33 protein-coding genes and 2 tRNA genes are annotated in these 25,402 nt (G+C 31.5%); 11 read left to right on the top strand and 24 right to left on the bottom strand.

Going from position 1 to position 25,402, the window contains the following annotated elements:
- The first annotated feature begins 69 nt into the window (after positions 1 to 69).
- Positions 70 to 621, top strand: a complete 552-nt coding sequence (locus JH146_RS08220) for a hypothetical protein (protein ID WP_048202513.1) — start codon at positions 70 to 72, stop codon at positions 619 to 621.
- 29 nt (positions 622 to 650) lie between these two features.
- Here JH146_RS08220 and purF read toward each other — a convergent pair whose 3' ends face one another.
- The 3 genes from purF to JH146_RS08235 form a co-directional block, all read right to left on the bottom strand.
- Entirely contained in the window at positions 651 to 2,066 is a 1,416-nt protein-coding gene (gene purF, locus JH146_RS08225) for an amidophosphoribosyltransferase (protein WP_048202514.1), read from the bottom strand.
- A 96-nt stretch (positions 2,067 to 2,162) separates the two neighbouring features.
- On the bottom strand, positions 2,163 to 3,215 hold the full coding sequence (purM, locus tag JH146_RS08230; protein ID WP_048202515.1) for a phosphoribosylformylglycinamidine cyclo-ligase: 1,053 nt from the start codon (positions 3,213 to 3,215) through the stop codon (positions 2,163 to 2,165).
- A gap of 42 nt (positions 3,216 to 3,257) precedes the next feature.
- Entirely contained in the window at positions 3,258 to 4,136 is an 879-nt protein-coding gene (locus tag JH146_RS08235) for a damage-control phosphatase ARMT1 family protein (RefSeq protein ID WP_048202516.1), read from the bottom strand.
- 92 nt (positions 4,137 to 4,228) lie between these two features.
- Here JH146_RS08235 and JH146_RS08240 point away from each other — a divergent pair, with 92 nt between their 5' ends.
- Together JH146_RS08240 and JH146_RS08245 are read left to right on the top strand one after the other, a co-directional pair.
- Positions 4,229 to 4,711: a YqaA family protein gene (locus tag JH146_RS08240; RefSeq protein ID WP_048202517.1), complete on the top strand. Its 483-nt coding sequence runs from the start codon at positions 4,229 to 4,231 to the stop codon at positions 4,709 to 4,711.
- A gap of 74 nt (positions 4,712 to 4,785) precedes the next feature.
- Positions 4,786 to 5,034 carry a HypC/HybG/HupF family hydrogenase formation chaperone gene (locus JH146_RS08245; RefSeq protein ID WP_010869695.1) on the top strand — a complete coding sequence of 83 codons (249 nt, stop codon included), beginning with the start codon at positions 4,786 to 4,788 and terminating at the stop codon, positions 5,032 to 5,034.
- A 42-nt stretch (positions 5,035 to 5,076) separates the two neighbouring features.
- Here JH146_RS08245 and JH146_RS08250 read toward each other — a convergent pair whose 3' ends face one another.
- From JH146_RS08250 to JH146_RS08310, 13 genes are all read right to left on the bottom strand, one after another.
- Positions 5,077 to 5,265, bottom strand: a complete 189-nt coding sequence (locus JH146_RS08250) for a 4Fe-4S dicluster domain-containing protein (RefSeq protein WP_048202518.1) — start codon at positions 5,263 to 5,265, stop codon at positions 5,077 to 5,079.
- Between the two features lie 105 nt (positions 5,266 to 5,370).
- Positions 5,371 to 6,315, bottom strand: coding sequence for a hypothetical protein (locus JH146_RS08255; RefSeq protein ID WP_048202519.1), 945 nt, complete (start codon positions 6,313 to 6,315; stop codon positions 5,371 to 5,373).
- A gap of 34 nt (positions 6,316 to 6,349) precedes the next feature.
- A complete protein-coding gene (locus JH146_RS08260; RefSeq protein ID WP_048202520.1) occupies positions 6,350 to 6,523 on the bottom strand; it encodes a DNA-directed RNA polymerase subunit K in 174 nt (57 codons plus the stop codon).
- A 33-nt stretch (positions 6,524 to 6,556) separates the two neighbouring features.
- Positions 6,557 to 6,633 (bottom strand) — tRNA-Pro (locus JH146_RS08265).
- Positions 6,634 to 6,664: 31 nt separating this feature from the next.
- The gene (locus tag JH146_RS08270; RefSeq protein WP_048202521.1) at positions 6,665 to 6,886 is read right to left on the bottom strand and encodes a DNA-directed RNA polymerase subunit N; all 222 of its coding nucleotides are present in this window, start codon (positions 6,884 to 6,886) and stop codon (positions 6,665 to 6,667) included.
- Between the two features lie 54 nt (positions 6,887 to 6,940).
- The gene (locus JH146_RS08275; protein WP_010869690.1) at positions 6,941 to 7,351 is read right to left on the bottom strand and encodes a 30S ribosomal protein S9; all 411 of its coding nucleotides are present in this window, start codon (positions 7,349 to 7,351) and stop codon (positions 6,941 to 6,943) included.
- A gap of 9 nt (positions 7,352 to 7,360) precedes the next feature.
- Positions 7,361 to 7,774, bottom strand: a complete 414-nt coding sequence (gene rplM / locus JH146_RS08280) for a 50S ribosomal protein L13 (protein WP_048202522.1) — start codon at positions 7,772 to 7,774, stop codon at positions 7,361 to 7,363.
- A 14-nt stretch (positions 7,775 to 7,788) separates the two neighbouring features.
- A complete protein-coding gene (locus JH146_RS08285) occupies positions 7,789 to 8,151 on the bottom strand; it encodes a 50S ribosomal protein L18e (protein WP_048202523.1) in 363 nt (120 codons plus the stop codon).
- Between the two features lie 70 nt (positions 8,152 to 8,221).
- Positions 8,222 to 8,797, bottom strand: a complete 576-nt coding sequence (locus JH146_RS08290) for a DNA-directed RNA polymerase subunit D (RefSeq protein WP_048202524.1) — start codon at positions 8,795 to 8,797, stop codon at positions 8,222 to 8,224.
- Positions 8,798 to 8,808: 11 nt separating this feature from the next.
- A complete protein-coding gene (locus JH146_RS08295) occupies positions 8,809 to 9,198 on the bottom strand; it encodes a 30S ribosomal protein S11 (RefSeq protein WP_048202525.1) in 390 nt (129 codons plus the stop codon).
- Positions 9,199 to 9,225: 27 nt separating this feature from the next.
- Complete coding sequence (locus JH146_RS08300; RefSeq protein WP_048202526.1) at positions 9,226 to 9,789, bottom strand: 30S ribosomal protein S4; 564 nt, start codon at positions 9,787 to 9,789, stop codon at positions 9,226 to 9,228.
- A gap of 54 nt (positions 9,790 to 9,843) precedes the next feature.
- On the bottom strand, positions 9,844 to 10,296 hold the full coding sequence (locus tag JH146_RS08305; protein ID WP_048202685.1) for a 30S ribosomal protein S13: 453 nt from the start codon (positions 10,294 to 10,296) through the stop codon (positions 9,844 to 9,846).
- A 70-nt stretch (positions 10,297 to 10,366) separates the two neighbouring features.
- A tRNA-Ser gene (locus JH146_RS08310) sits at positions 10,367 to 10,455 on the bottom strand.
- 197 nt (positions 10,456 to 10,652) lie between these two features.
- On the opposite strand from JH146_RS08310, the gene JH146_RS08315 reads away from it, so the two are divergent.
- From JH146_RS08315 to JH146_RS08330, 4 genes are read left to right on the top strand one after another with little or no spacing between them, the layout of a single operon-like run.
- Positions 10,653 to 11,450, top strand: a complete 798-nt coding sequence (locus tag JH146_RS08315) for a CBS domain-containing ParB/RepB/Spo0J family partition protein (protein ID WP_048202686.1) — start codon at positions 10,653 to 10,655, stop codon at positions 11,448 to 11,450.
- 2 nt (positions 11,451 to 11,452) lie between these two features.
- The gene (gene cgi121, locus JH146_RS08320) at positions 11,453 to 11,890 is read left to right on the top strand and encodes a KEOPS complex subunit Cgi121 (protein ID WP_048202527.1); all 438 of its coding nucleotides are present in this window, start codon (positions 11,453 to 11,455) and stop codon (positions 11,888 to 11,890) included.
- Between the two features lie 10 nt (positions 11,891 to 11,900).
- Positions 11,901 to 13,109, top strand: a complete 1,209-nt coding sequence (gene argJ / locus JH146_RS08325) for a bifunctional ornithine acetyltransferase/N-acetylglutamate synthase (protein WP_048202528.1) — start codon at positions 11,901 to 11,903, stop codon at positions 13,107 to 13,109.
- Positions 13,110 to 13,140: 31 nt separating this feature from the next.
- Positions 13,141 to 14,658 (top strand): KAP family P-loop NTPase fold protein, encoded by a 1,518-nt coding sequence (locus JH146_RS08330; RefSeq protein WP_048202529.1) that lies wholly within the window; start codon positions 13,141 to 13,143, stop codon positions 14,656 to 14,658.
- Between the two features lie 58 nt (positions 14,659 to 14,716).
- On the opposite strand, the gene rpsS is transcribed toward JH146_RS08330, so the two are convergent.
- The 5 genes from rpsS to JH146_RS08355 all read right to left on the bottom strand — a co-directional run bounded on the left by rpsS (position 14,717) and on the right by JH146_RS08355 (position 18,129).
- Complete coding sequence (rpsS, locus tag JH146_RS08335) at positions 14,717 to 15,175, bottom strand: 30S ribosomal protein S19 (RefSeq protein ID WP_010869675.1); 459 nt, start codon at positions 15,173 to 15,175, stop codon at positions 14,717 to 14,719.
- A 66-nt stretch (positions 15,176 to 15,241) separates the two neighbouring features.
- On the bottom strand, positions 15,242 to 15,967 hold the full coding sequence (locus tag JH146_RS08340; protein WP_048202530.1) for a 50S ribosomal protein L2: 726 nt from the start codon (positions 15,965 to 15,967) through the stop codon (positions 15,242 to 15,244).
- 62 nt (positions 15,968 to 16,029) lie between these two features.
- On the bottom strand, positions 16,030 to 16,290 hold the full coding sequence (locus JH146_RS08345; protein WP_048202531.1) for a 50S ribosomal protein L23: 261 nt from the start codon (positions 16,288 to 16,290) through the stop codon (positions 16,030 to 16,032).
- Positions 16,291 to 16,318: 28 nt separating this feature from the next.
- The gene (gene rpl4p, locus JH146_RS08350; RefSeq protein ID WP_048202532.1) at positions 16,319 to 17,077 is read right to left on the bottom strand and encodes a 50S ribosomal protein L4; all 759 of its coding nucleotides are present in this window, start codon (positions 17,075 to 17,077) and stop codon (positions 16,319 to 16,321) included.
- A gap of 44 nt (positions 17,078 to 17,121) precedes the next feature.
- Positions 17,122 to 18,129 carry a 50S ribosomal protein L3 gene (locus JH146_RS08355; protein WP_048202533.1) on the bottom strand — a complete coding sequence of 336 codons (1,008 nt, stop codon included), beginning with the start codon at positions 18,127 to 18,129 and terminating at the stop codon, positions 17,122 to 17,124.
- Between the two features lie 320 nt (positions 18,130 to 18,449).
- Between JH146_RS08355 and JH146_RS08360 the strand changes: the two genes are divergently transcribed.
- The gene (locus JH146_RS08360; RefSeq protein ID WP_048202534.1) at positions 18,450 to 19,052 is read left to right on the top strand and encodes a translin family protein; all 603 of its coding nucleotides are present in this window, start codon (positions 18,450 to 18,452) and stop codon (positions 19,050 to 19,052) included.
- Here the strand turns inward: JH146_RS08360 and JH146_RS08365 are convergent, their stop codons facing one another.
- Together JH146_RS08365 and JH146_RS08370 are read right to left on the bottom strand one after the other, a co-directional pair.
- Positions 19,053 to 20,096: an mRNA surveillance protein pelota gene (locus JH146_RS08365; protein ID WP_048202535.1), complete on the bottom strand. Its 1,044-nt coding sequence runs from the start codon at positions 20,094 to 20,096 to the stop codon at positions 19,053 to 19,055.
- Positions 20,097 to 20,208: 112 nt separating this feature from the next.
- Positions 20,209 to 20,622, bottom strand: coding sequence for a Tfx family DNA-binding protein (locus JH146_RS08370; RefSeq protein ID WP_048202536.1), 414 nt, complete (start codon positions 20,620 to 20,622; stop codon positions 20,209 to 20,211).
- 92 nt (positions 20,623 to 20,714) lie between these two features.
- On the opposite strand from JH146_RS08370, the gene JH146_RS08375 reads away from it, so the two are divergent.
- Positions 20,715 to 21,362 (top strand): protein-L-isoaspartate O-methyltransferase, encoded by a 648-nt coding sequence (locus JH146_RS08375; protein WP_048202537.1) that lies wholly within the window; start codon positions 20,715 to 20,717, stop codon positions 21,360 to 21,362.
- On the opposite strand, the gene JH146_RS08380 is transcribed toward JH146_RS08375, so the two are convergent.
- A complete protein-coding gene (locus JH146_RS08380; RefSeq protein WP_048202538.1) occupies positions 21,359 to 22,420 on the bottom strand; it encodes a mechanosensitive ion channel family protein in 1,062 nt (353 codons plus the stop codon). The two genes, JH146_RS08375 and JH146_RS08380, sit on opposite strands and share 4 nt — an antisense overlap.
- A gap of 105 nt (positions 22,421 to 22,525) precedes the next feature.
- Here JH146_RS08380 and JH146_RS08385 point away from each other — a divergent pair, with 105 nt between their 5' ends.
- Both JH146_RS08385 and JH146_RS08390 read left to right on the top strand, forming a co-directional pair.
- Positions 22,526 to 24,247, top strand: coding sequence for an ATP-dependent DNA ligase (locus JH146_RS08385; RefSeq protein ID WP_048202539.1), 1,722 nt, complete (start codon positions 22,526 to 22,528; stop codon positions 24,245 to 24,247).
- Between the two features lie 92 nt (positions 24,248 to 24,339).
- Positions 24,340 to 25,389 carry a mechanosensitive ion channel family protein gene (locus tag JH146_RS08390; RefSeq protein WP_048202540.1) on the top strand — a complete coding sequence of 350 codons (1,050 nt, stop codon included), beginning with the start codon at positions 24,340 to 24,342 and terminating at the stop codon, positions 25,387 to 25,389.
- The last annotated feature ends 13 nt before the right edge of the window (positions 25,390 to 25,402 follow it).

The raw sequence follows: 25,402 nt of genomic DNA on the forward strand, positions 1-25,402 counted from the left end.
TTCAGCTATTTTTGCTTGAGTATATCTCAATCATATTAAGATTATATTATAAGATATAAGGTGTAAAAAATGCAACCATATTTTACTATTAAAGATTTGGTAGAATTCATTAACATTAAAGATGATGCAAAAGGCCAAATTTTTGAATTAATAGTTTGGCTAGCTTTAAGAGAAGAATTTGAATTAGAAAAATGTGAGTTATTTGATTTTAAAATTAAAGGGACTAAAACTTATATTGAATGTAAGTATAACTCATTACTCTACCCCAACAGATACAATAAAGAATATTGTCAAGTTTATGGAATACTAAAAAAATATCTTGATGGAGAGTTAGAAAGAATTTATCTTGCAACTACAAAACAAGTAAAAGTAGGAACTAAAGGACTTAAAAAATTAATTAAGAAATATAATATAAACGGGTTTAGGTTTTACATTTACGAACTCGATATTTTATATTTTGCAAAACAGGCAATAGTATCTCTACCAATACCTTCAAATATGGTAAATTATTTGATATCTCTACCTGACAACGAATTTTTAAAAGAAGCTGAGAAAATAATTCAAAGATATGAAGAAAAAATAAATAATGAAGCACTGATGATATTACGCAATATTGGATAAATATATTGACTGTATGGATAAAAGATAGGTTATTCTCTTCCCAATATCTTTTCAAACTTAACTTCAGTTGGATATTCTCCAGTTACACAAGCTAAACATAAATCTTTTCTACCTATTGCTTTAACTAATCCCTCCAATGATAAATATCCAATAGAATCTACTCCAATAGCTTTTCCTATCTCTTTTTCTGTTTTATTTGAAGCAATAAGTTCTTTTTTAGTTGCCATGTCTATACCATAATAGCAAGGAGATATAATTTTAGGACTTCCTATTCTTAGATGCACTTCCTTTGCTCCAGCCTTTCTAACCATATTTACAATCCTTCTTGAAGTAGTACCTCTAACAATACTATCATCAACTAAAACAACCCTCTTCCCTTCTAATACACTTTTTACTGGACTTAACTTTAACCTTACAGCCAACTCTCTCTCATTCTGTGAAGGTAGAATAAAAGTCCTTCCAACATATCTGTTTTTTATTAAACCTTCATAGTATGGAATCCCTGACTCTTCAGAAAACCCTAAGGCAAACGCTACACCAGAATCTGGAATTGGAGATACAACATCAGCATCTACTGGATGTTCTTTAGCCAAAATCTTTCCAATTCTTTTTCTAACCTTATAGACGCTAACCCCATCAATTGTTGAGTCAGGTCTTGCAAAATACACATACTCAAACATACATGTTGTAGCTCCATTATATATGCATGGAACATTAGCATTTACAGGATTGTATTCAGAAACATCATAATCCAATTTATGAGATATCATTTCACCATTTTTAATTTCAATAATCTCTCCTGGTTCTACATCCCTAATAAATTCAGCATCTAAGGTTGTTAATGCACAATCCTCAGATGATATGTAAATATTGCTCTCATCTCTTCCAATACACAATGGTTTAAAGCCCCATGGGTCTCTTACTGCTATTAAAGAATCATTAAACATTATTAAAAGTGAATAAGCACCTACAAGTTTTCTCAATGTATTTTTTATTGCTTCAATCTTATCAGATGTTTTTAACAACTCTCTAACTAAAAGTTGAGCTATAACTTCAGAGTCAGTTGAAGAAGTGAATATATGCCCCTTCATCTCTAATTCTCTTCTCAATTCATTTGAATTTACCAAATCTCCATTATGGGCTATAGCTATATTACCAAATGAGCTTTTAACAACAAACGGCTGGCAGTTCTCAACAGCCTTTCCTCCAGTTGTTGAATATCTTACATGTCCAATTCCAATGTATCCAAATAAGTTTTGCAATATCTCATTTTTAAAAACATCTGTAACTAATCCAATATTTTTGTAATAGTGTATATTTTTTCCATCACTTGTAGCAATTCCAGCCCCTTCCTGTCCTCTGTGTTGTAAAGCAAACAACCCATAATAAATTTTCTTAGCTACGTTTAGTTTTTCATAAGAGTAGACTCCAAATATCCCGCACATGTTAAAAACCCTTTTTAATTTTTTGTTGTTAGATTTAATCAATAAATAAAAGAATAAAAAATTAAGTAGACTAAAAAGCTAAAATTAAAACTCTATTTACTCTAATATGATGAACTTATCATTATACTTTACAACAGATTTGCCAACAACCTTATTTCCATTAACTTCTAAGCTATCAACAACTCTACCTATTATCTGAGCTGGAATATTATATTTATTTGATATCTTTATAACTTTGTCAGCATCTTCTTCATCAACAATTACACAGAATCCAATACCCATATTAAATGTTCTAAACATCTCTTCATCTGGCACATTACCTAATCTTTGAATCTCCTTAAATATTGGCAATGGTTCTGGAAGGTTATCTATATAATAAGTTACTTTATCATTCAATCTTTTAAGCTTTCTAAAGCTACCTCCAGTTATGTGGGCTAAACCTTTAACCTCTATATCTTTATCTCTAACCATCTCTAAAACTGGCTTCACATAAATTCTTGTTGGTGTTAAAAGCTCTTCAGCAACTGTTTTTCCATAAGAGAGTTTATCATAAACATCCATCTTAGCTATGTCAAAAAATACTTTCCTTGCCAATGATAACCCATTGCTATGTATTCCAGAGCTTCTTAATCCAACAATTACATCTCCTGGTTTTACATCTTTTCCAGTTATGATTTCATCTTTTTTAACTATTGCTAAAACAGTCCCCGCTAAATCAATGCCTTTAATCATGTCTGGTAATGTTGCTGTCTCTCCACCAACTATGTTTATATTAGCCTCTTTAGCTCCTTCATTTAAACCTTTTCCTATTTGCTCAGCTATCTCTTCAGTTATATGTCCAACTGCTAAGTAATCAACCAAAGCAACTGGCTCTGCTCCAATACAGATGGCATCATTTACATTCATTGCTATCATGTCTATTCCAACTGTATCAAATTTATTAGCCATTTCAGCAACTATCATCTTACTTCCAACACCATCTGTTGATAGAACTAAATAGTAATCTCCAAACTCTACTGCCCCTGCATAATGCAATCCTAACTCAGCAGGCTTTATATCAGTTCTTTTAAATGTTATCTGTGAAACTAAAGCTTTAATCACTCTATCTTCATGTGATATATCTACTCCTGCATCTTTGTAAGTAACCATAATATCTCCTCAGATTATTTTTTGCTTAAGAAACTTTATTTTTTATTTTTTTAATAAAACATTATCCCCTACATCGACACCAATATTTTCAGCAACAGGTCTGCATTTTGCCTTTAATATATAATAAACTGGCTTACCTATTCTATCTCCATATTCTGTTAAACTTTCATAATTACCCATTCCTTTGGCAATGATTAAATCAGCACTTTCAAACTCTTTCAAAAATTCTTCTGAACACTCTTCTAAAATAATCCCAATGATATCTGAGCCAGTTGTTATAACCTTAGCTATCTCATCAATTTTAGCTATCTTTGCATCTTCTAATGTTGCATCATTTAGAATTGGTTTTCCTTTAACTACTGCAACGATATCTTTATCATATTTTTTAATCTCTTCCATTAAAACCCTATCAAAAATAATCTCTCCAGCGTTATCACATATGTACAAAATCTTTTTTATATCTTTATTCTTTAAATCATTTAAAAGCTCTTTGCTATTATCTATCTTTAACTCTCCATTTAATGTATCTTCAATTAACTTTTCAATATTTATCTCTGTGCTGTAAGCCCCAAAATCTATAACGTTTCCTGCAATTGTTGCTAAAACCTTCTTTCTCAATCTCTCAAGCTCATCATCTGTATTACTCATCTCTCTAACTTTATCCAAATACTGTAAAGCTATTTTGTTTGCCTTCTCTTTCAAATTTTTATAAGGGTCGTTGTTATTACTAATTTTCTTTAAATATCTATGAACTATAGTCCCCATCCATGCCGGAACGGCATTTTCACCATAAACATCTTTAATAACTTCCATAGTGCTTTTTATTAATCTAAATTGCTCTCTCTCATCATCTGTTATTTCATTAGCAGCATCAACAACTTGTCTTATTATACAGATAGCACATTCTGGTCTTAACTTCATACTCTCACCATGAAATTTAAGAATTAGTAAGATTAGATAGTAAGATAAGTTATAAATAAATCTTCAAACTCTTAAACAATACGGCGATAAATATGATTAACCTTGAACTATTTAAAGAATTCCTATTAAATCTTATAAAGGATTATGGGTATTTTGGGATATTTTTGGTAGGATTTTCTGAGCCAATATTTCAACCATTTCCCACTGAAATATTTATTGTAGCAGGTATTTTATTAGGATTGGATTGGAAGTTAGTTTGGATTGTTTCAACAGTTGCATGCAATTTTGGGGCAGTAATTACCTATTTTCTCGCAAAAAAGTATGGGGAAAAGTTAATGTTAAAATTATTTGATGAAGAAAAAATAAGAAAAGGAACTCTTTATTTAAAAAAATGGGGAATTCTTGGCGTTATAGTTGTAAGCTTTACACCAATTCCTTTTGAGGTCATATGTTGGATTTGTGGTAGTTTTGAAATGCCATTTGAGAGATACATGATTGCGGTGTTTTTAAGTAGGTTAATTAAACATGGAATAGTTATTCTACCATTTATTTTAAAAGACCACATCCATTTTTGATTAATATCAAATATAAAAAGTTTCATAAACAGAGATTTATATAAGGAACACAAACTATGGTTTGGTGATGAATTATGTGTTTGGCAATTCCTTGTAAAGTTGTTGAGATTATAGAGGAAGATGGAGAAAAATATGCCATAGCTGAATATAAAGGAGTTAAGCAAAAGGCAAAATTAACACTTTTAGATAAAGAGGTTAAAATAGGAGATTATATATTAATCCACACTGGCTATGCTTTAGAAGTTTTAAGTGAAGAAGATGCTAAATTAAGTTTAGAAGCATGGGAAGAGTTGTTTAAAGCATTAGAAGAAATGGAACAATAAAAATAGATTTTACAGAAAAAATATATTTAAATTTTTGCTCTTTTATTCTGGTTCAACTTTTACAGCTCCTGTTGGGCAAACATCTTCACAAACTCCACAATAAGTGCAATCTTCAGGTCTTGCAACAACTACTTTATCTCCTTCAATTTCAAAAACTTCCATTGGGCAGTTATTTGCACATTCTGCACATTCAGCTCCTTTACATAAATTGTAATCTATTGTTACAGCCATTATTACCACCTCTAAAACTTAATAGTGGATTTAATTTAAAATTTAAATTATGGTTTCTATTTTAACTATAAATAGTTATCGGAAAATTGTTAAAAAAATAAAAATCTAAAACCTCCTTATATTTGGATTTACTATAGTTCTTTCTATGTTCCAAACCTCATTTAGCACATTTGAAGAGAGGGCTGCTCTTAAAAAAGGAACCTTGAAACTAACAGCTACATGTGCAAATGATGAGTTGTTTCCAAATATTACTGGATAAAGCCCTTTATCCATAATATAATTTATATAGTAATACATCTCAGTTATTGTTCCCATCTCGTATGGGAAAACTTTAACAAAATCACTTTCTTCATAAATGCTATCTGTGCATAGGAATCCATCAAATTCTACAGGCTCTTCAACCTCTAAATAGTCAATTTGAGATAAATCTTTATCTCTAACAATCTCTTTTTTAGAACTAAGTCCCAATAATATATCTAAATCTTCATCTTCTTTAATTTCATCTATCAAATTCCTAATTTTTGGAATCTCATTAAATATATCTTTGCATGTATATGCTCCATTAATATTTACAATACTATAATCTTCTGATAAAATATCTGCGAGTTTTAAATACAAATTAACTATATCCTCTATAGATTCTGCCATAACTATTGGAATTAATTCATTTTTGTCTTTATCAACCAATACACCAGAAGCTACTATTGGTAAATCAGTTGTTAAAGCCCCTCCTAAGAATTTAAATAAGGGAATATCTAAGCTGTTTGAAGCTGCTCTTGCTACGCTAATAGAGATTCCCATTGCTACAGTAGGGTTATTAACTGATGTTTCACAAATTAATGTATCGATGAAATCAATATCAGTTGCTGGATATCCAATAAGTTCTGGGGCTATGACATTCTCAACATCAGCTATTGCTTCTTCTGGATTATTAACTTCAATAATATCATAGCCAATAGAAATATTTGTCATTGTTGTAATCATTACTTTAATTTTAGCTCCTTTAAAAACTTCTTTTGCACTTATTTTTTCAATAATAACATTTGTCAATTACATCCACCTCAATTAAAAAATAATTATAATTTTATGCCTTTATTGGTCTAATTGGTTTTAATGGAACTTTTCCTTGTTTAATTTCTTCATAAGCTATTTTTAATGAGCTATCACATTTTGTTTCTATTGTTGCATAAGCTCCATTTGATATCTGCAAACTTCTTGCCCCCAATATTCTCGCAATTTCAAATTTTGTTAATTTCAACATCTCACCTCATAAAAATATATAAAAATTAAATGGTGGGGCCGCCGGGACTTGAACCCGGGTCGCACGCCCCCCAAGCGCACAGGATGTCCAGGCTACCCCACGGCCCCATAATTTTGGTAATGATTAAAAATTAAAATTTTATAAAAGCTTTTCATCATGAGCTATTATCTCATCAATAATCTCTTTTCCATCCTCACTTATTCTGTAAGAAACAAACATTCTTCTACAGCAATATTTTTTAATTCCTAAGTCATCTAAAACATCTTTTGGATTCTCCCCTTTTAAAATTCTTTCTTTATACTCTTCAAAAACCTCAGCAATAACATTACCACAAGAAAAGCATCTTATAGGAAACATCATGTTTCTCACCCAAATAAAAAGAAAAAATAATATTTTTCCAAAAATGCAATGGATTTATCTGTATGACTTTTGTCTCTTTGCTCTTGGCCCTTTTGTAGATCTACTTGGTTTGTGTGGCTCGGTTCTTCTTGCATCGCTAACTAACAATGTTCTGTCGTAAGCTAAGAACTTATCTCTCAACTCTTTGCTACCTGTAAATTCAACAATAGCTTTACCAATAGCTGTTCTTGCAGCATCCATCTGCCCCATTACTCCTCCGCCTTTAACTGTAACATCAATATCCATTTGACTGATAACTTCTTCTCCAGCTAATAAAATTGGCTCCATTAACTTCATTCTTTTATATTTAGGCTCAATTAACTCAATTGGTATTTTGTTTATTCTTATTCTTCCTTTCCCCTCTCTTGCAACTGCTCTCGCAATAGCTCTTTTTCTTTTACCAACTGTTATAACAATCTTTCCCATTTAATCACCTCAGAACTTCGCTCCTAAGTGTTTACTTAACTCAGCTAATGTTATGTATTTGGTGGTGTTTAATTTGTGGCTTATTTTTTCATCAACTGTTAAGTTTTTAGGATTTCCAACATAAACTTTGACTCTCTTAAATGCCTCTCTTCCTTTTGGTTTTTTGTATGGGAGCATTTTTCTAATTGTTCTTCTTAATATATCATCTGGTCTTCTTGGGAATTTAGGCCCAAATCTTCTTGGGTTAGCAACGTTTTTCTTCTCTCTTTCCTCTTGGTAGGTTTTTATAATCCAATCCTTGTTACCTGTTATAATAACTTTCTCAGCATTTACAATAACAATCTCTTCTCCTCTCAAAACTCTTTTTGCTACTTCTGAAGCTAATCTTCCCAATATCGCTCCTTCAGCATCTATTACTGTCATATTATCACCGTGTTTTATGCCATAATTTTAACATTTGAACCTTTTGGATTTCTTTTTATTAATTCTTCAATTGTTATTGCTTCTCCTCCAGCTTCTTTAATTAATTTCTTAGCTGTTTCTGAGAATGCAAATGCTGCGACAACAACCTTATGCTCTAATTTTCCAGCTCCTAAAACTTTACCAGGAACTAAAACGACATCTCCTTCTTTTGTGTATCTGTTTATCTTACTTAAGTTTACCTCAGCTCTTCTTCTTCTTGGTTTTGCTAACCTTCTTGCTATATCCTTCCAAATCTTTGCCTGATTTTTATAACTTTCTTGCTTTAACATCTCAATTAATTTAATTAATCTTGGATTTGTAGCTGTTATCTTTCTCATTATCTCACCGTGTTTTCCCAAACCTTTTTGTAATTATTAAGGTTTGAATAAATAATTAGAATGAAAGTTTTTATTGTTCAATTAATTCAAGCTGTTGTAAGAAACTTTCAGCTTTATTTTTTAGTATTTTGACGGCTTCTTCTAAGATTTCTTCAGCTTCCATTTGCCCAAATGTTTCAACTAAAAACTCAACTTCGTCTTCATCAATTTGTTTATAGACAGCATTACATGGTTGCCATTTTGCATGAACCTTTCCAATGCCAGGAATTGCTTCACATTCAATCTGTATTTTTTGCCCTTTTCCTAATTTAACAATTGGAATGTTTTTGAAAGCAACTTCCCCATTTTCAGATTTTAAATCTGATGAATAAACTGTACAAGGTCCCTCTTTTTCTAAAGTGAATGTTATAACTTCATTTTCTAATAATGGTTTTCCTTTAATCGGGATTAAACCCAATCTGTGTGCTAAAATCTCATCATCCATTGATGATGAGTTCTCATATATATAAACGTCCTCTATAGCATAAGTAGGGACTTCAGAAATCATTATTCTTCTAATAGCATTAGAAAATGAAATTGGGGCTTTTAAAGAAAAAATAAATTCCTCCCCAATTCTTGTCTTTTTCTTCTCTTTAATTGTAATCAAAGATTATCACCTTACTTTTTGAACCTCTTCTTAGGTGTTGTTCCATCGTGTGGAACTGGTGTGACATCTTCAATTCTTCCAATTCTTAATCCAGCTCTTGCCAAAGCTCTGATAGCAGCTTGAGCTCCAGGTCCTGGGTTTTTCTGTCCACTACCTCCTGGAGCTCTAACCTTTATGTGAATGTTTTCAATACCTCTTTCTTTTAACATCTCTGCCAATTTAAATGCTGCTTGCATTGCTGCGTAAGGTGAACCTTCATCTCTCTGGTTTCTTGTAACCATCCCACCAGAAATTCTCGCAATTGTCTCAGCTCCTGTAATGTCTGTTGCGTGGATTATTGTGTTGTTGTAGGATGAGTATATATGAACTATTCCCCATTTTTCCTTTTTTTGTTCTGCCATAGTGTTTCACCTTCATTTATTTCTGTTTTATTCTGTCTCTTGTGTCTGTGTTTCTTCTGCTACTAATCCAACAATTTTAGCTCTTTCTGGGTGGTTTTCATCATTGAATGGGGAGTTTTTAGCATAGCTGATTTTATCTTCTTCTTCGACTGTTACCATGTAGCTTGGAGCAGTTACTACTCTACCATTTACTGCTATATGTCCATGAACAATTAATTGTCTTGCTTGCCTTGGAGTTCTTGCTAATCCTTTTCTAAATACAAGTGTTTGTAATCTTCTTTCTAAGATATCTTCAACTGTTAATGATAAGACATCATCAAGTGTTGGGTTTTCAACTTTTAAAATACCATATTTTTTCAATACGTTAAATAACTGAACAGCCTCTTTAGCCCCCTGCTCTGTTCTGTCACTAATTAATCTTCTTGCCTGTCTTCTGTATTTTCTTAAAATTGTCTCTGCTTTCCAAACTTCTCTTTTTCTTCTTAAACCATACTTTCTACATAATTCTTTTTCTCTTTCAATTCTCTCTTTAATCCATGGATGGTTTGGTGTTTCGTATGTCTTTTTAAATCTTCTCCTTGGATCTCCCATATAATCACCTTTAATAATTTTTTAAATGTTATGCTAAGTGTTTTAGTTATTAATTTATTTCTTTCTTCTTGAAACTCCAACTGTTTGTCCTCTTCTGAATGTACTCTTTGTTCTCTGTCCTCTACATGGCAATCCAAGTTCGTGTCTAATTCCTCTATAACATCTGATTCTCTTCAATCTGTTTATATCTTCTTGTTTTATAATCATTAAGTCACTTTCAATAACGTGTTTATCTTCTCCAGTAACGTAATCTTTTCTTCTGTTAAACATCCATGATGGGATTCCAAATTTAGCAGGGTCTGCTAATATTTCTTCAATTTTCTTAACTTCTTCATCTGTTAAGTAACCGGCTAATTTGTTAGGGTCTAATTTGGCTACTCTTATAACAGCCCTTGCCATTGCCTCTCCAACACCGTAGATGTCTTGGAGAGCCATTATTAACTTCTTGTTCCCATCTAAATCTGTCCTTGAAACTCTAATTAAATACTTAAATTCAGAATTTTGCATATTCTCGGTCAAGGTTGCACCTCCATAATTCGTGTTTTATAATAAATAAAATTAAAAAATAAAAAATAAGTGGCGCGGAGGGGGGGATTTGAACCCCCGCGGGGCAAAGCCCCATGGGATCTCCAGTCCCACGCCTTGGCCGGGCTAGGCTACCTCCGCTCTAAAACGTGTTTCATCTTTTCATATATTTTTATTATACTCAACGTTATGATTAATGGTAAGTATAGTTATATATTATTTTCGGTTTTAGTGGGTTTGGATGATTTAGTTATTAATTTGATATTGAGGTATTTATATCTAATCCCTACAAATAATTTACAATGGAAGATTTAAAAATTTATGAGGATGGTGTCATTATGTCAGTAAAAGTTTCTGAATACATGACAAAAAAGGTTGTTACTGTTTCAAAGGATAATACGGTTAAAGATGTTATTAAATTGTTGAAAGAAACAGGGCATAATTCATTTCCAGTTGTAGAGAATGGAAAATTGATTGGAATTGTCTCGGTTCATGATATTGTTGGTAAGGATGATAATGAGAAGGTGGAAAATGTAATGACTAAAAGAGAGGATATGGTTGTTACAACCCCTGATGCTAATATAATGGATGTTGGAAGGATTATGTTTAGAACTGGTTTTTCAAAACTGCCAGTGGTTGATGAGGAAAATAATTTGATTGGAATTATATCAAATATGGACGTTATTAGGTCTCAGATAGAGAAAACTACACCTAAAAAATTAGAAAATATAATTAAAACTTATAAAAACTTGGGATACAATTTGAAAGTTGAGAAGGAAGAAGTTGATGTTAATAAATTAAAACCAACACAGAACAAAATCCACGCTGATGAGTTAGTAGGTAGAATGTATGAGCTAAAAAAGGGTTTGGCAGAGCCAATAATTGCAATAAAAACAAAAAGAGGAGATTATTATATATTGGTAGATGGGCATCATAGGGCGGTTGCTGCATATAAGATGGGAGTGCCAAAGTTAGATGCCTATGTTATCTACTTAGATACTGATAAAAAGCTTGGTATAGAAAAGACAGCTGAGGTTATGAATTTAAAATCATTGGAAGATGTTAAGATTGTTGATAGTGATGATGAGAATAGTGTTAAGGTAATAAAATACAACAAAAATGGTGTGTTGGGATAATTATGATAATTAGGGGAATAAAAGGGGCAAAGATAAATAATGATATTTTTAATTTAGGTTTAAAGTTTCAAATTTTAAATGCTAATTTAATAGCTACAAAGAAACATGTTTTACATGCTATAAATCAGGCAAAAACAAAAAAACCAATAGCAAGGAATTTTTGGATGGAAATTTTGGTTAGAGCTTCTGGACAGAGGCAGATACATGAGGCAATAAAGATTATTGGAGCAAAGGATGGAAATGTTTGTTTAATTTGCGAAGATGAAGAGACATTTAGAAAGGTTCATGAGTTAATTGGTGGAGAAATAGATGATTCTGTCTTAGAAATTAATGAAGAAAAAGAAAAATTGATTAGAGAAGTTTTTGATATCAAAGGTTTTGGAAATGTTGTTGAAAGAGTTTTAGAAAAGATAGCTTTGATTGAGTTAAAGAAAGAGTAAAGGTGGAAATATGAGGGTTATTGATGGTGGAGTTGTAGCTCCAAAGGGTTTTAAAGCTAATGGGTATAAAGAGGGCAAATATGGAGTGGCAATAATTATCTCTGAAAAAGAGGCAGTTGGAGCTGGAACATTCACAACAAACAAAGTTGTAGCTCATCCAGTAATTTTATCAAGAGAATTAATAAAAAATAAAGATAAATTTAGAGCAATAGTTGCAAATAGTGGAAACGCTAACTGTTTTACAAAAAATGGTATGGAAGATGCTAAAGAGATGCAAAAATTAGTGGCAGAGCTTTTTAATATCAATGAAAATGAGGTTTTAGTAGCTTCAACTGGAGTTATTGGAAGAAAAATGGATATGAACATTATAAAAGATAGAATAAATAAGGTTTATAATTTAATAAAAGAAGGAAACAGCTCAATAAATGCCGCTAAGGCAATAATGACAACTGATACAAAACCAAAAGAAATAGCTGTGGAGTTTGAGGTTAATGGAAAGACAGTTAGAGTTGGAGGGATAGCAAAAGGGGCAGGGATGATAGCCCCAAATATGTTACATGCCACTATGCTTTGTTTCATAACAACAGATATTGAGATTGATAAAAAGAGCTTAACAAATATCTTGCAAAAAGTTGTAGATAAAACATTCAACAACATATCCGTTGATGGAGACACTTCAACAAATGATACTGTCTTTATTTTAGCTAATGGATTAAGTGGAGTTAAGTATGAGGAATGTAGGGAAGAGTTTGAAAATGCTTTATTATATGTTTGCAGAGAACTTGCTAAGATGATTGTTAAGGATGGGGAAGGAGCAACAAAGTTTATGGAGGTTGTTGTTAAAGGAGCTAAAACTGAGGAGGATGCAGTTAAAGCATCAAAAGCAATTGTTAATTCTTTATTAGTTAAAACTGCTGTGTTTGGAGGAGACCCAAATTGGGGGAGGATTGTTGCGGCAGTTGGATACAGTGGAGCTGATTTCAATCCAGATATTGTTGATGTTATATTGAGTAATTATGAAGATGAGGTTTATTTGGTTAAAGATGGAATTCCATTAGCTGATGAAGGAACTGAAGAGTTAAAAAAAGCAGAAGAGATTATGAAAAGTGATGAAATAAAGATAGTTGTTGATTTAAAAATGGGAGAGTTTGAAAACGTTTGTTATGGATGTGATTTGAGCTATGAGTATGTTAGAATAAACGCTGAATATACTACTTAAATTATTTTTTTATTTTTTTTAGGGGATTTTTATGCCATTAGCTGATAAGCCAATAGATTTATCAGAAAATGATTATTTAGGAACTAAAGAAAAGGCAGAGATTATAAAGGACTTTATTAAACATCCAGATAATAGGAAATATTTGAGAGAGAATAATATGATAGTTCTTTATGGCAATTGGGGAAGTGGAAAGAGTAGTGTTATTAGATATATTCACAATGAGTTAAATAAAGAGAAAAATTTTATCAGCATAATTTTTGATGCATGGCTTTATGAGAAAGATAATAATTTGCCTTATTCGTTGTTGGAGTTTATTTTAGATGAGTTAAAAAATAGTGATAAGTTTAAGCATAAAATTAAATTGATAACAATGAAAGATGAACTTTTAAAAATAGGTTTTGATGTTTTTGCTGGAGTTTTAAAAGGATTTTCTGCAAGTTTCCCATTACTTGGATTACAATATAATCCAAAAGATGTGATAGAACACTTTGAAAAAATGAACGAAATAAAATCTCATTATAAAGAAATTAATGAACTTATAGATGGATTTAAGAAAATCTCAAAGATGCTTGAGGATAAAACGCTTGTTGTATTTATTGATGAACTTGATAGATGTGAGCCAGAACATATTTTAGATTTGTTAGCATCAATTAAGCTATTTTTTGCTTATGGTGAGAATATTATTTATTTTGTAGCTGTTGATAAAGAAGCAGTTTCTAAAGCAATTAAAACAAAATATGGAGATGTCATAAAAGCAGAAGAGTATTTAGAAAAGATTTTTAATATTTCATTTAGCATGCCAAAATATTTTGAATTAAAGGAGTTTGTTAAGCAATATGACTTCTTTAATGACGATGAAATTGCTGAAAAGCTTGAAAAATTCTTTAAAGCCATTAATTTCACAAATCCAAGGCATTTAAAAAAGGTTTTAAATAAATATGAACTTCTTACAAGAATTAAAAATTTGGGATTGGACAAAAATAACTTAATTCCAGAAATAATAAGAATTGAAAATGGAGAAAGAAAAGGATATTTATTTGATACAGTCTTTGTTTTGTATTTTATAATCCTTTATGAAATTTATCCTGAAAAATATTTGGAAGTTAAGCGGTATAAATATAGAGTCAAAAATTTAAGAGTTAGTTATGCTGAAAATAATATAATACACAAACAATCTGAATTTATGTATAATATTCTTTTTAGTGAACTTCAAAATCCAAATATAAAAAATATTATGGTTGAGACTCAGTTTATAGAGTATGTTATTATATTTGAAGATATAATGAAAGTTCTACAAAATATGAATAATTCCAATAACAAAGAAGAGTTTAATAAAATTGTAAAAATTATTTCTGTCTTTTTATCATGTGTAGGGGATGATGATATTGATGAAAATAATGCCAATTTTGTTAAAAGATTTGCAAAAGCAGGAATCACAGTAGATTTTTGGGAATACATTAAAAACTACTACAAAGATTTAATAGAAAATGATTACAAAAATGATTATCCATTTACAAACCTCTTTAAAATGGTAGAAACCTACTTATAAAATCTTTTATCTAAATATATAAATATTCTTTATCAATAAAAAAAGAAAGGTAAAGAATTTACTTGATTGGAACGAACATTGAGCTTCTTGTAGCTCCCATACCAGGAGCTCCGTGCTGAACTGGTTTTCTTGTTAATGAGAACTCTCCTAAGTAATGCCCAATCATTTCTGGAGTTACTTTAACTTCAACGAACTCTTTTCCGTTGTAGACACCAAAGGTTAATCCAACCATATCTGGTGTGATAACGAAATCTCTACAGTGTGTTCTTATAATTCTTGGTTCTTTACCTTTATTTAATAATCTTCTTGCTTTTTTAATTTTCATAGCTAATTTTTTCTGTTGTGGGGTTAAACCTCTCAATAATGTTCTTCTCTGTCTTGCAGGCAACAACTTTGCAAACTCTCTTAAAGGCATTTGTTGAAGCTCTTCTAATGTATATCCTCTGTATCTAAACTCTATCTTTTTTGAAATTACTTGTTTTTTCTTTTTAATTCTTCTTCTCCTTGCAGATGCCATATTTAGTCACCTTAAGTTATTTGTGTTTTGTTTAACTAAAAATATAAAAATTTAATAGATAAAAGATTATTTCCTGACTCCAGTTCTTCTTGCAGCAATATGTCCAACCTTTCTTCCTGGTGGCATTCTTCTTGAAACAGTTGTTGGTTTTCCGGTGTGCTGGTGTCTACCTCCACCGAATGGGTGGTCAACAGCGTTCATTGCAACTCCTCTAACTCTTGGCCACTTAATAGCTTTAGCTTTCATAGCATGATACTTCTTACCTGCCTTAACGAATGGTTTTTCTTTTCTACCTCCACCAGCAACAACCCCAATTGTAGCTCTACACATTGAGTGTAAAGCTTTAATGTGTCCAGATGGTAATTTGACATAAGTTCTGTCTCCATCGTGTGTTAATATGTGAGCGTAGCAACCTCCTGCTCTAACTAATTTTCCTCCATCTCCTGGGATTGTTTCTATGTTGAAGACAGGAATCCCTTCAGGAATAGCTCCTAATGGCAAGATGTTTCCTGGTTTTATTTCAGCAGCAACACCACACTCTATAATATCTCCAACTTTTACACCTTCTGGAACAACTAACAATCCTTCTTCTCCTGTTTCGTATTCAACTTTTGCAACTGGAGCACTTCTTCCTGGGTCGTGTAATATATCGACAATTTTACCTAAAACTTTTCCTTTCTTCTCTAATTCGTCAAATCTTCTGTATTTTGCCTCTCCCCTTCTTTTGTGTGAAGGGCAAGTGTAGGTTGGTGTTCCCCTACCTCTTCTTTGAGAGATTAATCTTTTTCCCATCTTCACCACCACGTATGATAGATTTTTATATATAGTGTTTCAATTATTTAAAAATTTATTTATTAGTAGATTCCTAAACTTGCAGCTATTTTACTTGCATCATATCCTTTTTTCAACTTAACGTAAGCTTTCTTTTCCCCTTTTGGTGTTATTAATGTATTTACTTTCTCAACTTCAACATCAAACAACTCTTTCATAGCTCTCTTTATATCTTCTTTTGTAGCTCTTCTATCAACATAAAATACTAATTTGTTTTCTTCTTCAATCATTCTAACAGTTTTTTCTGTAACAACTGGCATTTTTATTACATCAAAGGCATCCATTTTTATCCCCTTGTTTCTACCTTTTTATTTATTCAAATCTCTCTTTTAATTTCTCTAATGCACTTTCAGTCCATACAGTTAATCTTCCAGCAACTCCCCCAGGAGCTAAGTGTATAATTCCTAAATCTTTAGCAGTTATAACATCAACTCCTGGTAAGTTTCTTGAAGCTAATATAGCGTTGCATTTATCTCCAACAACAACTAAGACACTTTTTGGTTTTTTGTATCTTCTTCCTCTCATCTTACCTTTTCCAGCTCTAATCTTAATTCCATTCTTAGCTCTTATAACATCACTACTGATTCCTAATTTTTCAAATACTGCAAATACATCTTTTGTTTTTTGCAACTCTTCAAATGAGCTTTCAACAACTATTGGTAAGTTTTCGTTCTCGAAGATATGTCCTCTCTCTTTAACTAATTCAGGGTTTGCTGTAGCAGCAATAGCACTTTTTATTGCCTTTATTCTTTCTTTTTTATTTACTCTTTCCCATAATATTTTCTCAACTTTTGGTGGGTGTGCTCTTCTTCCACCAACTGCTTGAGGGACAAAGGCTGCCCATCCTTGTGGTGTTCTTATAACTCTTGCTCTACCATGCCCTTTACCAATACATTTTGCAGAAGTTCTCTTCCCTGCCATTGGGTCTGAACCTTTTGGCTGCAACCTTGCTGTAAATGCAGATAAGAATGCTCTTTTAATTAAATCTGGTCTGTATTCTTCTTCAAATACTGCTGGTAAGTCAATTTCTTTAACTGCCTCTCCATTTAAATTGTAAACAACTGCCTTCATTATTATCCACCTTCTCTCTCAATTATTTTAAAGTGTTTTTGTGTTTATTTCCCTTGCTTTGATGTTGTACTTATGTATGTTATTTCAGGCACTTTGATTAATGGCTCGTATGGTCTTATAGCTCTTCTCAATACTATCAATCTTTTTGCAGGTCCTTGAACTGAACCTTTCAATATAACGTAGTTGTTTCTTATAACTCCATAGTGTAAGAATCCTCCTTTTGGAGTTATTTCATCTCCATTGTTTCCAATCTTTAATATTCTCTTGTTGTATTCTGTTCTTTGGTGGTATCCCATTTGTCCAGGCATTGGAACACTCCACATAACCATCTTTGGTTGCCATGGCCCAATAGAACCAACGTGTCTTCCAACCCCTTTTCTTGCGTGCTTACCAAATTGTATCTTAACTCCCCATCTTTTAACTTGCCCTTGGAATCCTTTACCTTTTGTTACTCCAATTGTGTCAACTAACTCTCCTTCTTGGAAGACATCTGTAATGTTTAACTGCTTACCTAAAATCTCTTTAGCGTAGTTTAATCTTTCTTCAATATCTTTTCCTCCAATTCTAATTTCTAAGATTTCTGGTTTTTTCTTTGGAAGGCATGTTAATTTTGGATTTGTGTGGACTAAAACTCTAACTTCTTCAATTTTGTCTTTTAACGCTTCTAAATCTTCAACTGTCTTTCTATCTTCTTTCTTTGGTAATTTGATTTTTCTTTCTAATTCTTTGTCTAAGTTGTCTGCCCAAACTTCTGTTAATGTTGTTAAGTAGTTTCTCTCATTTCTTCCATAAACTCTTATAGCACATACATTAATTGGTGGAGCTTCTAATATTGTGATTGGTGTAAATATCTCTTGTCCAGCATTTGGACTTTTTGGGTTATCTTCCTTAATAAATGCATGGCTCATTCCTGCTTTATATACAGGGAATGCTTGTAATCTTACTGTCTCTTCTTCTGGCCAGCTTCTAATTCTTGGAACTGGTCTTTTTGCTCTTTTTCTTGGACTGAATGCCAATGAACCTCTTCTTGGTCTGTTAATATTTAACCCCATAATCTAACCTCCAGCACATTTATTGATATCTTTAAAATTTTTTATTGAGTGTTTTGTTTGATTAATATCTAAATAGCTTTTTATTTTGCAAACCTGTCATTGCCCTACCCGGGCTTTTCAGGTTTGCATTGTAGGACTTTCGCAGTTTATATATTAAATTTGGAACTTAGATGCCAAAGGCATCATTATTTAATAACAGATTTCTTCCTGCGAAAGTCCTACACATTGAGGTATAAATTAATAACGGATTAGTGTAATAAAAGAAAAGGAGTGTATAAACAAATACTAACAAATGGGTATATAAAATTTTTGGTGATATTATGGACGAGCTAAATTATTTAATAAACTACCTTGCAAATAAAGATAGTGTTAGAGAAGAAATTTTAAAGCTGTCAAGGGAAATAACAAGAGATTGTGCAATGTTAATTAGAAAAATTCATAAATCAGACGATAAAGATGAATTTAAAGATAAATTAAATGAAATATCAGAAAAAATTAAAAGGTTAAATAGCTTAGCAACATTTCCAGAGTTTGTTGGGTATTTAGCAACCCCTCAACAGGAATTTGTTGAGGCATTATCTTTATACATGATAAAGTTTGATAATAAGATTCCAAGTTTCAAAGAGCTTGATTTTATTAAAGAAGAGAACTATATTTTGGGTTTGGCTGATGTTATTGGAGAGTTGAGGAGAGAGGTATTAGAGGCAATGAAAAATGATAATTTAGCAGAGGTTGAAAGATATTTCAAATTTATGGAAGGTATATATGAATTCTTGATGAACTTTGATTATTATCATGTTGTGGATAATTTGAGAAGGAAGCAGGACATTAGTAGGGGAATCTTAGAAAAAACTCATGGAGACATTGTGACATTTATTGAAAATCTTAAGCTTAGAGAACATTTAAAAAGAGTTCAGGAGTAGCTATTCAATAGGGAATCTTAACAACCCTGCTATCCCTCCCAATGCTTTTAATTGCTTTCCAGCATCATGTTCAGAGGAAACGATAACCACATTTCCACCCATCTCTTCAGTAGTATCTATTATTTTTTCTATTTCATGATTTCTTACTAAACTATCTGAAACTAATAATGTGTCTATAGCTGAGTATTCTAAAGCTTTTTTTACCTCGTCAATACCATAAACTGCTAATCCTTTTTTAGCTATCTCTTCTAAAAGTTTTTCAATTAGCTGTGTTTCTTTTGCAACTCTTGACTCGGCATATATTCTATTAATAATACCTCTTTTGATAACTTCATTTAATCCGGCTCTTGATGTTGTTGATATGCTCTCAACTACAATCTTATTTTTAAGCTCAGGATATTGGGAAGAGATGAAGTTATAGAAGCTGTTTTTTGCAAATCCAGGGCCTGCAACCAAAATATTATCAACATTATACTCTGACAAAACCTTCGCTATCTCATGATAATACTCTTTTTTGAGCTCTTCATTAATCTTGTAATCTAATTTTTTTGAAGTGTGAGATTTTATTGAGCAAATTTCTTTTATGCTGTAGTCTCTAACTTCAAAGATATCTGCTTCTTCGTCATCCATAACAACAACTAAAACCTTCGGTCTTTTAGATGATTCAATAGCTTCCTTTATTCTCTCTAATTGCCATTTTTTCCAATTTTTTTCAATTGAAAGCTCGTCAAATGGTTTAATTTCAATTGTATGATGGCTTCCGAGAGGAACATCATCCGGACCGTGAATTATAGTCCCTAAAATTCTAACTCTTTTTGTGTTTTCATCAAATTCTACGTTTTTTACTTCAATCCCTAAGAACATCTTTCTCTTAGCTCCCCTATCTGCCCTAATGACATCTCCTTTATCTTGCACTCTTCTCTCAGTAACTGCAAATACCTTATTACCTTCTTCAATAATGTTATATAAAACCCACAAATCATCTAAATTTTCAGGCATAAGCTTAATAATTTGTTTTTGCGGAATTTCTTCAATAATTTTCATTGATTATCCCTCCGTTTCTAAGAGGCATTACCGAGCGAAGCGAGGTGATGCATCCGTTTTGGTCAAGGTTTTACTAAAAGGTTGTTGATGGAATTTCTTCTATAACCTTCATTTAGCTCCCTCCAACATCTAAGTCCCCATTTTCAAGGATGTATATTTTAAATTTCTTTTTAACTGTTCTTTTTTCTATAAATTCTGAAGCATTTTCTTTTATAAGTTCAATGAGTTCTAAAGTATTGTATTTTACTTTTATATCTTCTTCATCAGCTTTTTTAAATACGATATCTGGAATATCTAAAACATCAGTTCCTTCTTCAATTTCAATAGATAGAGGGGCCATTATCCTGTTATAGATTTTTATTGTATTATATGCCTTTTTTATATTCTCTCTTGCCCTCTTTTCAATCATACTTATGTTTGCTCTACTCGTCCCAAACATCTTTGCTATTTCTTCTTGAGTTAAACCTTTCTTCCTCAATTTTAGAACCTTAATTTGGGTATCTGTTAAGAATGAGTCCTCAACCATATTCAACACCACACACCTGTTTAATTTCTATGTAATTTTCTATAATTAACTTTATATAACATTCCTTGATATAAATTACAATTGGTGAAATCATGGATTTAGAAGAACAAAAGAAAGCAGTGATTGAAAAATTAATTAGGGAGGGGTATATAAAAAGTAAAAGGGTTATTGATGCTCTATTAAAAGTTCCAAGGGAAGAATTTGTTCCTGAACATTTGAAGAAATATGCTTATGTTGATTCACCATTAGATATTGGTTATGGACAAACTATTTCTGCAATCCACATGGTTGGAATGATGAGTGAGCTTTTGGATTTAAAGCCAGGAATGAAGGTCTTAGAGATTGGAACTGGATGTGGATATCACGCAGCAGTAACTGCTGAAATCGTGGGGGAGGATGGTTTAGTTGTTAGTATTGAAAGAATTCCAGAATTGGCTGAAAAAGCAGAGAAAACTTTAAGGAAATTGGGTTATGATAATGTTATTGTAATAGTGGGGGATGGAAGTTTAGGTTATGAACCATTAGCCCCTTATGATAGAATATATACCACTGCAGCAGGTCCAAAAATTCCAGAGCCATTAATAAAGCAGTTGAAAGATGGAGGAAAATTGCTAATGCCTGTTGGTAGATACTTACAAAAATTGGTTTTAGCTGAAAAGAGAGGAGATGAAGTAATAATAAAGGATTGTGGGGCAGTAGCATTTGTTCCTTTAATTGGTAAAGAAGGATTTTACGATTAATGGTAAAATTCAGGTTTTTGGAAATCATTCTGGGTAATATAAATTGTATAAGTTGGAAATGCAAAATCAATCCCTTCTTTATAAAATTCCTGTTTTATCTTTAAATTTATATCATTTAAGACATTTAAAAAGTGGTCAAATCCTTCATTTTTAATAAAATATTCAACTCTAAAGTTTAAAGACCAATCCCCATATTCAGTAAAATGCACCCTTATAGGTTCTACTGTTGAAGGATGAGACTTAATTATATCTAATAAAATATCCCTTGCTTTAATTAATTTTTCTGGAGGGGTGTCATAGGTTAAACCAATAGTCATTAAAACCCTTCTCTTTTTTCTTTTTGATAAGTTTTCTATTTTTTGAGACAATAAATCTCTATTTGGGGCTACAACTAAAGTATCATCAAATGTCCTTATTTTTGTGCTTCTAATTCCTATTTCTTCAACTATCCCCCAAATATCATCCCCTTTAATTTTTATTTCATCCCCTATTTTAAATGGTCTATCAAATGCCAATATAATCCCAGCAATTAAATTTTCAATTGTCTCTTTTGATGCCATTGCTAATGCTAAACCACCAATCCCCAGACCAGCAATTAATGATGTGATATCATATCCTAAATTTCCAAGAGTGAATATTATAGCAAAAGAGAAAATGATTATTGTTGTTATCTGCTGTAGCGGTTTTATAATACTACTTGCTACATTTGAACCAAATCTATTAACCATTGATATTAAATATTTCTCAATAAAAGTATTGATTAACCTATTTATTAAATAGGTGATAAAGAAAATAGATACAACCATAAACCCTTCATCTAATATAACATATATCTTTTCTGGAAGAGGTAATACTTTAAAAGCTAAATACATACCAAGAAGAACAATACCAACAGAGATTGGCATTTTTAGAACATATAGATAGTTTTTTACAGTTTTAAGTTTATCATTCTCATTAGAAATTATAATATCTATTATCTTCTTTACTAACGCTGAAATAACAACTGAAGAGATAATTATTATTAACGCTATTATGTGGTTGTTTGATATTATGTCCATAACAACCCACCCAGTTAAGTTTTTGTAGAATGAAATGGTTTTAATCTAAAAACACAAATAATAATTTTTATTGATATAATTGATTTATTAATCTGTGGTGAAACAATGCTTTGGAAAGATGTTTGTGAGATATTTAATAAAATTGAAAAAACTACAAAAAGATTAGAAAAGAGGGATTACTTTATAAAATTAATTGACATGGTTAAAGAGAAAGGTAAGCCAGAGGATTTAAAAAAGATTTGTTATATGGCTATAGGAAGAGTTTATCCAGAATATGATGAGAGAGAATTAGGAATTGGAGAAAAACTTTTAATAAATGCGGTTACTTCCATAGGTATTAACAAAGATGAGCTATTAGAAAAAATTAAAGAAACAGGGGATATAGGGTTAGCTATAGAGCAATTAAAATCAAAAATTAAACAGGCATCTCTATTATTTCAGCCATTGACTGTTGATGAGGTTTATGAAACTTTAAAGAGGGTTGGAGAGATAGAAGGAGAGGGTTCTCAAAAGAAAAAGTTGAGATTAATAAGTAGTTTATTTCTTAGAGCTTCACCAATAGAGTGTAGATATTTGGCAAGGTTAATTTTGGAAGATATGAGAATAGGGATGAACGTCCCAACAATATTGGATTCACTATCAGTTTATTTTAATGTCCCAAAAGAAAAATTGGAGAAGATATATGCTATAACCAATGATATTGGGCTTCTATCTGAGAAATTACTAATGGGAGATTTGGAAAATGATGAGTTAAAATTAAAATTATTTAGACCAATAAAGCCAATGTTGGCTCAGCTGACTCCTTCAATTGAAGAGGCGTTGTTAGAGATGGGTAAAGCTCAATTTGAAACAAAATATGATGGAGCAAGAGTGCAGATACACAAAGATGGGGATAAGGTTAAGATTTATAGCAGGAGATTAGAGGATGTTACAAATGCCCTTCCAGAGATTGTTGAGGCAGTTAAAAAAATTGATGTAGATAAGTTAATTGTTGAAGGGGAGTGTGTAGCTATTGATAAAGAGACAGGAAAACCAAGACCATTCCAAGATATACTTAGAAGGTTTAGGAGGAAGTATGATATTGGAAAGATGATGAAAGAAATAAATTTGAGGGTTTATTTATTTGATATTCTTTATAAAGATGGGGTATCATTTATAGATGAAGAGTTTGAAAAGAGGAGGAAAGTTTTAGAAGATATTGTTGGTTATGAGAATGATTGGAGAACTGAAAGAGAAAGGATAGAGGAAGAGCTTAAGTCAGATAAAATAATTGATATATCTTATAAATTGGTTACAAACAATACAGAAGAAGCGAGAGAGTTTTACAATTGGAGTTTATCTATTGGGCATGAAGGAGTTATGATTAAAAACTTAAAAGCCCCTTACACCCCAGGAAGTAGAGTTAGGACTATGTATAAATTTAAACCAACCTTAGAAAGTTTAGATGTGGTGATTACAAAAGCAAAAAGAGGAATGGGGAAGAGAAAGGATTGGTATGGTTCATTTGAAATATGTGTTAGAGATGATGAGGGCAATCTATACCCTGTTGGGCATGTAGGAACTGGATTAACTGAAAGTGATTTGGAAATGTTGAAGGAGGAGATTGATAAAATAATTATTAGAGATTTAGGTGAAGAGGTTGAAGTAGAGCCAAAAATAGTTATTGAAGTTGCTTATGAAGAGATTCAAAAATCTGATAAATATCCTTGTGGCTATGCTTTGAGATTCCCAAGAGTTGTGAGGTTTAGATTTGATAAAGGAAAAGATGATATAAACACTATAGAAGATGTTGAAAGAATATATGAAATCCAAAGGGGGAGGAAATAATCTCAATTGCACGTAATATTTATTTTTAAATCAAAAGTTTGATTTTAATACTTATTTTATGTTTGGTTAATTTGAATTGAGGTGATGCAAAAATGGAGATTTTTGGAAATAATATATATAATATAATTATTTTTATTGCTATAACTTTGTTGGGTGTTTTTATTGGAAGAATTGTAGATAGGATAGTTAAAAATTATCTTAAAAAAATTATAAACAAAACAAAAACAAAACTTGATGATATAATATTAGATGCCATAGATTTGCCAATTATTGTGTTAGTAGTGACAATGTTCTTCTATTTTGGGTTGAAGTTTTTAATCCTACCAGATTATATATCTAATCTAATAGATGAGGCAGTAAAAGTTGTTGTTGTTCTCTCAGCCACTTACTTTGCAGTTAAGTTTATAGATGGAATATTTGAACACTACTTAATCCCATTAACTGAAAAAACAGAAACAGAGCTTGATGAGCATATAGTAAAGCCATTAAAAAAGGTTGTAAAAATACTAACTATAATTCTTGGGGTATTAACCGCCCTAAGTTCTGTTGGTTATGATATCACTGCATTGTTGGCTGGTTTGGGGGTTGGGGGTTTAGCTGTAGCATTAGCCATGCAAGATACTATAAAAAACTTCATTGCTGGGATTTTAATATTGATTGATAAGCCATTTAGCTTAGGACACTGGGTTAAGGTTGGAAATGTTGAGGGAATTGTTGAAGAAATTGGTATTAGAAGTACAAGAATTAGAACCTTTGATTATACATTAATAACAATTCCAAATTCAGAACTGTTAGATTCAGCTATTGAGAATTTAACAGTTAGAGATAGGAGAAGAGTTTTAATGACTATTGGATTAACTTATGATACACCAGTAGAGAAAATTAAAAAAGCCAAGGAGATAATAAAAGAAATTGTTGAGAATCATCCAGCTACTCTTCCCCCTTATAGAGTTCATTTTAAGGAATATGGAGATTGGTCTCTAAATTTGAGAGTTGAATATTTTGTTAGAAATATGGGTTTTGATTACTTTTTAAATGCTGTTGATGATATAAACTTAAAAATAAAAGAAGAATTTGAGAAGGAAGGAATAGAAATGGCGTTCCCAACTTATACGGTTTATTTGGAGAAAGATGATAATTAAATTTTTTAATTAT

The organism is Methanocaldococcus bathoardescens, assembly GCF_000739065.1.
GTDB lineage: Archaea > AGJL01 > Methanococci > Methanococcales > Methanocaldococcaceae > Methanocaldococcus > Methanocaldococcus bathoardescens.

Coding starts and splice junctions, on each gene's coding strand:
- JH146_RS08220 (WP_048202513.1), top strand. CDS start 70: ATGCAACCATATTTTACTATTAAAGATTTGGTAGAATTCATTAACATT.
- purF (WP_048202514.1), bottom strand. CDS start 2,066: ATGTGCGGGATATTTGGAGTCTACTCTTATGAAAAACTAAACGTAGCT.
- purM (WP_048202515.1), bottom strand. CDS start 3,215: ATGGTTACTTACAAAGATGCAGGAGTAGATATATCACATGAAGATAGA.
- JH146_RS08235 (WP_048202516.1), bottom strand. CDS start 4,136: ATGAAGTTAAGACCAGAATGTGCTATCTGTATAATAAGACAAGTTGTT.
- JH146_RS08240 (WP_048202517.1), top strand. CDS start 4,229: ATGATTAACCTTGAACTATTTAAAGAATTCCTATTAAATCTTATAAAG.
- JH146_RS08245 (WP_010869695.1), top strand. CDS start 4,786: ATGTGTTTGGCAATTCCTTGTAAAGTTGTTGAGATTATAGAGGAAGAT.
- JH146_RS08250 (WP_048202518.1), bottom strand. CDS start 5,265: ATGGCTGTAACAATAGATTACAATTTATGTAAAGGAGCTGAATGTGCA.
- JH146_RS08270 (WP_048202521.1), bottom strand. CDS start 6,886: ATGATGTTTCCTATAAGATGCTTTTCTTGTGGTAATGTTATTGCTGAG.
- JH146_RS08275 (WP_010869690.1), bottom strand. CDS start 7,351: ATGGGAAAGATTGTTATAACAGTTGGTAAAAGAAAAAGAGCTATTGCG.
- rplM (WP_048202522.1), bottom strand. CDS start 7,774: ATGACAGTAATAGATGCTGAAGGAGCGATATTGGGAAGATTAGCTTCA.
- JH146_RS08285 (WP_048202523.1), bottom strand. CDS start 8,151: ATGAGAAAGATAACAGCTACAAATCCAAGATTAATTAAATTAATTGAG.
- JH146_RS08295 (WP_048202525.1), bottom strand. CDS start 9,198: ATGGCAGAACAAAAAAAGGAAAAATGGGGAATAGTTCATATATACTCA.
- JH146_RS08300 (WP_048202526.1), bottom strand. CDS start 9,789: ATGGGAGATCCAAGGAGAAGATTTAAAAAGACATACGAAACACCAAAC.
- JH146_RS08305 (WP_048202685.1), bottom strand. CDS start 10,296: ATGCAAAATTCTGAATTTAAGTATTTAATTAGAGTTTCAAGGACAGAT.
- JH146_RS08315 (WP_048202686.1), top strand. CDS start 10,653: ATGTCAGTAAAAGTTTCTGAATACATGACAAAAAAGGTTGTTACTGTT.
- cgi121 (WP_048202527.1), top strand. CDS start 11,453: ATGATAATTAGGGGAATAAAAGGGGCAAAGATAAATAATGATATTTTT.
- argJ (WP_048202528.1), top strand. CDS start 11,901: ATGAGGGTTATTGATGGTGGAGTTGTAGCTCCAAAGGGTTTTAAAGCT.
- JH146_RS08330 (WP_048202529.1), top strand. CDS start 13,141: ATGCCATTAGCTGATAAGCCAATAGATTTATCAGAAAATGATTATTTA.
- rpsS (WP_010869675.1), bottom strand. CDS start 15,175: ATGGCATCTGCAAGGAGAAGAAGAATTAAAAAGAAAAAACAAGTAATT.
- JH146_RS08340 (WP_048202530.1), bottom strand. CDS start 15,967: ATGGGAAAAAGATTAATCTCTCAAAGAAGAGGTAGGGGAACACCAACC.
- JH146_RS08345 (WP_048202531.1), bottom strand. CDS start 16,290: ATGGATGCCTTTGATGTAATAAAAATGCCAGTTGTTACAGAAAAAACT.
- rpl4p (WP_048202532.1), bottom strand. CDS start 17,077: ATGAAGGCAGTTGTTTACAATTTAAATGGAGAGGCAGTTAAAGAAATT.
- JH146_RS08355 (WP_048202533.1), bottom strand. CDS start 18,129: ATGGGGTTAAATATTAACAGACCAAGAAGAGGTTCATTGGCATTCAGT.
- JH146_RS08360 (WP_048202534.1), top strand. CDS start 18,450: ATGGACGAGCTAAATTATTTAATAAACTACCTTGCAAATAAAGATAGT.
- JH146_RS08365 (WP_048202535.1), bottom strand. CDS start 20,096: ATGAAAATTATTGAAGAAATTCCGCAAAAACAAATTATTAAGCTTATG.
- JH146_RS08370 (WP_048202536.1), bottom strand. CDS start 20,622: ATGGTTGAGGACTCATTCTTAACAGATACCCAAATTAAGGTTCTAAAA.
- JH146_RS08375 (WP_048202537.1), top strand. CDS start 20,715: ATGGATTTAGAAGAACAAAAGAAAGCAGTGATTGAAAAATTAATTAGG.
- JH146_RS08380 (WP_048202538.1), bottom strand. CDS start 22,420: ATGGACATAATATCAAACAACCACATAATAGCGTTAATAATAATTATC.
- JH146_RS08385 (WP_048202539.1), top strand. CDS start 22,526: ATGCTTTGGAAAGATGTTTGTGAGATATTTAATAAAATTGAAAAAACT.
- JH146_RS08390 (WP_048202540.1), top strand. CDS start 24,340: ATGGAGATTTTTGGAAATAATATATATAATATAATTATTTTTATTGCT.